The following is a 3,250-nucleotide window of genomic DNA, read 5'->3' on the forward strand; positions in this document are numbered from 1 at the left end:
GTGCGCGACCGTCCTGTGGGCCTTGGCCGCGGGGTTCCTGGCCCGCGGCTCCTTCGCCCTGTCCTCGGTCGGAGCCGGGCTTCTCGTCATTGCCGCGGCATGCGCCCTGGCCGGTGCCCTCCTCGGCCGGGTCCGGCGGCACGCGCTCGCCGCCACCCTGATCGTCACGGCCGCAGCCCTGGCCGTGCTGGGCGCCTGGAGCTGCGCCGACGCCTACGACTGGGGCGGCGCGGTGCGACTGGCGTGTGTCGCGGGTGCCGTGACGCTCGCGCTGCTGCTCGCCGGGTGGTTCACGCCTCTCGGACGTGGGGCGCTGATCGGTGCCGGGGCTGTTGCCGGTTGTCTTGTGGCGTGGGAAGCGGTTCTCGGACTGCAGGGTGGGGCAGAAAGTGCCGCACAGCAGGCTCGGGTGGGTGCGCTGCTCGCCGTCGTCTCCGTCGTCATCCTCGGGATGCTGCCGCGGCTGGCGCTGATGGCGTCAGGACTGACCGGCCTGGACGACCGTCGCACAGGCGGGGTGTCGGTCAGCCGGTACCGAGTGGGCACGGCGCTCGCGGCCACCCACCGCGGGCTGATGCTGGCCACCGTCGTACTCGCGGCCTCCGCGGGTGCGGCCGGCGTGCTCGTCCTGAGCACCGTGTCGGTGTGGAGCGTGCCGCTCGGCATCACCGTCATGGTGGTGCTCGCCCTGCGGGCGCGTGCCTTTCCGCTCACCGCCGAGGTCGTGGTGCTGCTCGTCGCGGCGGCTGTCATCGCGGTGCGGCTCGTCGTGGTGTGGGGTGACCATGCCTCGGCTGCCATAGGTCCGGTCGCCGTGCTCGGATTCCTCGCCGTCGTACCTCTGGTGGTGCTGGCCGTGGAGCCGGCCGAGCATGTGCGGGTGCGGCTGCGGCGCGCCGGTGACCTGCTGGAGTCCGTGGCCGTGATCGCCTTGTTCCCGCTGGTGATCGGCGTGTTCGGGGTGTACGGGCGGCTGCTCGGCACCTTCGCGTAGGACAGGGTGACCGGCATGACAGGAGGCGGGGACTGGCAGCGCGACGTGCTGCGCGAACTCACCGACCCGGAGCCGATTGCCGTGCCCGAGCACCCGGCAGTGCAGGCTGCCGTCTCCGATACACCTGACTCCACACCTCCCTCGGCACCGGCCCGCCGCCGAACGCACGCCCCTCAAGTCCCCGCCCCGGCCCCCGAATCCCACCCCACTGTCGACCCCCGCCTCGCCATCGCCCTGGGCAGCCCGCAGCACGGTGACTCGGCCGCACGCCGCGCCGGAACCTCTTTGCGCCGCCTCACCGCCTCCGCCACCCAGGAGGTCGCCGAACAGACCCGCCTCGCCCAGGAGGTGCAACAGCCCGTCACCACCGGGCGGGTCATCGCCGTCACCTCGATCCGCGGCGGCGTCGGCAAGTCCACGGTCTCCGCACTGCTCGGCCGTACCTTCAACCACTACCGGCACGACCCGGTGCTCACTCTGGAGGCCGACGCTGCCCTGGGCACGCTCCCGGTGCGGATGGGCGCGGACACGGTGCGCTGGTGCTGCGCCGACCTGGCCCGGATCCTGACGCCGGCGATGCAGCTCACGGACATCACGGGCTATCTGGTGCCCGTGGCCGATGGCGGCTGGCTCCTGCCCGCGAGCCAGGGACGGGTCGGCGCCCCCATGGACATGCGCACCTACCGGACGGTGACGCTGGCCCTGCGCCGGTACTTCGCGGTGACGGTGGTGGACTGCGAGACGCTGCCCGGCGAAGTGGCTCGAACGGCGATGGACACCGCCCACGCACGAGTCGTCGTCGCACCGATGACCGCCGAGGGCATCCACGGCACCCGCCAGGTCCTCGACTGGCTGGGGCAGTTGCCGCATTCGGCTCTGGCCACCACCGTGGTCGCCCTCAGCGCGAACTCCCCCGACACCACCCTCGACCCGAAGACAGCCGCCGCGCATTTGCGCGAGCCCGGCGTGCCCGTCGTCCTGCTCCCCTACGACCGTCATCTCGCCCAAGGAGGCCCCATCCACACCGCCATGCTGGGCCGGAGCACCCGGGACGCGGCCGTCCGTCTGGCCGCCGAGGCGATGCAGCGGGCGGTGAGGGTGCGATGACGCAGCAGGTGATCCACCGGCCCGCCCGCAGCACCCGCCCCCTCGATCCCACGCCGGCCCGCACGATCGAGGCGCCCCCGAACCTCCCGGAGGGCAAGGTCGGCAACGCCGCCACCGCGCTGCTGCCCATGGCCGGTGTCGTCAGTTCCGTCGTGCTGATGACGGTCATCCGTAACAGCCAGTTCGCCGCGATCGGCGCGATCGTGCTGGTCGTCGCCCTGCTCGGAGCCGTGGCACTGTTCTTGTCCCAGCGCGGAAAGGCGCAGCGCACCCGGCGCGTACAGCGTGAGCGCTATCTGGAGTACCTGGAGGAACTGCGCGAGGAACTCGGCACCGCCGAGCGGGAACGACGGCAGGCGGCGCGCGAGCTGAACCCGCCGCCCGAGGCCCTGTACGACCTCGTCCGGGACCCGGCCAGGTTGTGGGAGAGGCGGCGCCGGGACACTGACTTCCTCTCGGTGCGGGCCGGCACCGGCGACGTGCCGGCGCATGAGCTGACCATCGCCCAGAACAGCACCGGCGGTGTCCTCACCCCACCAGACCCGTTCATGCTGAACGAGGCCCGCGCCCTGCAGGGCCGCTTCGGCACGGCCACCGACTTCCCGCTCACCGTGCCGCTGGACCGGGCCGGGAACGTCAGCATCATCGGCGACCGGGAAGACGTCCTGCGCGTCGCCCACGCGGTGCTGCTGCAGACCGTCGTGACACACGCGCCGGACGATGTGGCCGTCGCCCTCGGCACCCGCGACGAGCCGTCGTGGGCCTGGGCCAAGTGGCTGCCCCACATCCTCGATCCACAGATGTACGACGGTCCGGTCGCCGCTCGCCGCATCGCGTCCGACCTGCCCGAGCTGGCCCGGCTGTGCGGCCCCGACCTTCGGCAGCGTGCCGCGTACGCGGCCGAGGTACGCCGCGGCCTGTCCGGCAGGACCAACGACGCGCTGAGCCTGACCCCCCGCATGCTCCTGATCAGCGACTCGTACGGCGGCACCGCTGCCGAACTCCCGCGCCCCGACTCGGCGATCGGGCTGCCGGAGATGGGCGTCACCGTGCTCCACCTGCTTCAGCGGCAGGTGCACGAGCCCGATCAGGTCAGCGTGCGCATCACCGTCGACGGCGACCGGTTCGCCGTCGACGACCTGCGCGCCC

2 protein-coding genes and 1 pseudogene are annotated in these 3,250 nt (G+C 72.6%); all 3 read left to right on the top strand.

Translation table 11 applies throughout. From position 1 onward, the window contains the following. Positions 1-994 (top strand): type VII secretion integral membrane protein EccD (locus tag ABZ281_RS43555; protein WP_356663713.1); only part of this gene is annotated, 994 nt, incomplete at its 5' end. A gap of 15 nt (positions 995-1,009) precedes the next feature. Beyond that, the gene (locus tag ABZ281_RS43560) at positions 1,010-2,101 is read left to right on the top strand and encodes a hypothetical protein (protein ID WP_356663715.1); all 1,092 of its coding nucleotides are present in this window, start codon (positions 1,010-1,012) and stop codon (positions 2,099-2,101) included. After that, positions 2,098-3,250: pseudogene (locus ABZ281_RS43565) on the top strand (type VII secretion protein EccC); the annotation flags it as partial. The gene ABZ281_RS43560 and the pseudogene ABZ281_RS43565, both read left to right, overlap by 4 nt.

It is taken from the genome of Streptomyces sp. NPDC006265, from assembly GCF_040613555.1.
Taxonomy (GTDB): domain Bacteria; phylum Actinomycetota; class Actinomycetes; order Streptomycetales; family Streptomycetaceae; genus Streptomyces.

Bases quoted from the DNA above. Each gene is read 5' to 3' on its own strand.
- ABZ281_RS43560 (WP_356663715.1), top strand. From the start codon at position 1,010: ATGACAGGAGGCGGGGACTGGCAGCGCGACGTGCTGCGCGAACTCACC.